The organism is Corallococcus sp. AB018 (assembly GCF_003986945.1).
Lineage (GTDB): Bacteria > Myxococcota > Myxococcia > Myxococcales > Myxococcaceae > Corallococcus > Corallococcus exiguus.
On record NZ_RAWR01000428.1, the window covers coordinates 1 to 1560 of the forward strand.

Genomic DNA, 1560 nt, shown 5'->3' on the forward strand with positions numbered 1-1560 from the left:
GGGACGTGGCGCGATGACGTGGCGAACGCGCCCGCCGGCTGGGAGTGGTCCGCGCAAGCGGGCCTGCGCTTCTCCCTGTGGGCCCCGGCCAGAAGGTCCGCGCCGACGTCCTCTCCCGGGAAGGGCTAGGTCCGGGATGGTGGCGCTCGCGCTGGCATTGCTCCTGGGCACCGCGCCCGGCCTGTCCTGCCAGGGGCAGACGGCGGCCGGGAAGACGTTCCCCACCTGCTTCGACCCCGGCACCGGTTGGGTGCTGGGCACCGCGCTGCGCGTGCAGGACGACGCGGAGGCCCTCGCCGTGCGCACGGGGTTGCTTGTCCGCACGGTGCGCTCGAGCGACAGCAAGGCGGACTCGCTGTGGATCGACTCGCACCGGCTGCTCATGACGGAGGCGTGGAACGGCGAGCAGAAGGGGCTGACCTTCACCGCGTACGACGGCCTGCTGCGCAGGCACGTGGAGGAAGGCTCCCTGCTCGTCACCATCGGCCGGCCCCGGCACATCCCCTTCCCGTTCGACGTGGCCCTCGCCCTGCGCGCGGCGCACCTGGAGCGGCGCGTCTGGGAGGGTCCGGGCTGGACGCTGGAGACAGGCCGCGTGGGACTGCTGCTGGATCCACTCCGCACGAACACGGAGTGGGGCTGGCTGGCCGTGGGCCCCGCCGCGAGCCATGCGCTGCGACATTCACCGGAGGGCACGCGCAACGAAGTGTCCCCCTTCACGTCCCTGCTGCTCGACGCGGGCTGGGAGACGCGGGATGGCAGGTGGGCCCTGCGCGCGACGGGGCTCGCCGGCTGGAGCTTCGACTTCGACGGCGGCTCCCACTTCCGGGCGCGGGGCGAGGTCGCGCTGGAGCACGTGCTCCTCGCGGTCAACGACGCGCCGGTGTTCGCGCGGCTCACGGCCACGGGCGTGCGGAACGACGCGGGCCTCTACCGGCGCGACGAGGGGATGCTGGGCGCGGGGCTCGCGGTGCGCCCGTTCGGCGAGCGCTGAACTTCCGCATCACCGCCTCTGGGGAGCCGGCCCCGGCGCCTCGACCGCCGCCTTCAAGGCACCCTCGGCCGCGCGCAGGCGTGCATCCCGAGGGTCCACGCGGCGGGCTTCTTCCAGGCGCAGCAGGGCCTCTGCCGTATCCCCCTGCGCCAGGGCACAGCGCACGCCTGCCTCCAGCGCGCCCGTGTCGGAAGGGCCGTACACCCGGGCCTCCGCCGCCGAGTAACAGCCCGCCTCCACCTGCCCGGATTCGAAGTACGCGCGGGCCAACTCCACGCGCGTGTCCACCTGGGTCGGCGCCAGCCGTACCGCCGACGCCAGGGGCTCCACCGCATCCGCCGGCAGCCCCCACCGCCGCAGCGCATGCCCCAGCTCCCGCAGCGGCCCCGCCACGCCCGGCACCAGCAACGCCCGGGCCCGGGCGACCCGCAGGCTCGCGGGTTCCTCGAAGCGCACGTCCGCCGTCATCCGCTCCGCCACCCGCGCGTATGCGGGATAGGCCTGTGGCCAGGTGAAGACGAGCCGGTACACCCACTCTCCGCGGGGCACGAACCACGCCACCAGGT

2 protein-coding genes are annotated in these 1560 nt (G+C 74.4%); one reads left to right on the forward strand and one right to left on the reverse strand.

The genetic code is table 11. From position 1 onward, the window contains the following. The first annotated feature begins 136 nt into the window (after positions 1 to 136). Positions 137 to 994, forward strand: coding sequence for a hypothetical protein (locus D7Y11_RS42485; protein WP_126936508.1), 858 nt, complete (start codon positions 137 to 139; stop codon positions 992 to 994). 9 nt (positions 995 to 1003) lie between these two features. On the opposite strand, the gene D7Y11_RS42490 is transcribed toward D7Y11_RS42485, so the two are convergent. Continuing rightward, positions 1004 to 1560, reverse strand: a 557-nt coding sequence (locus D7Y11_RS42490) for a tetratricopeptide repeat protein (protein ID WP_368773806.1), incomplete at its 5' end; no start/stop codon positions are given.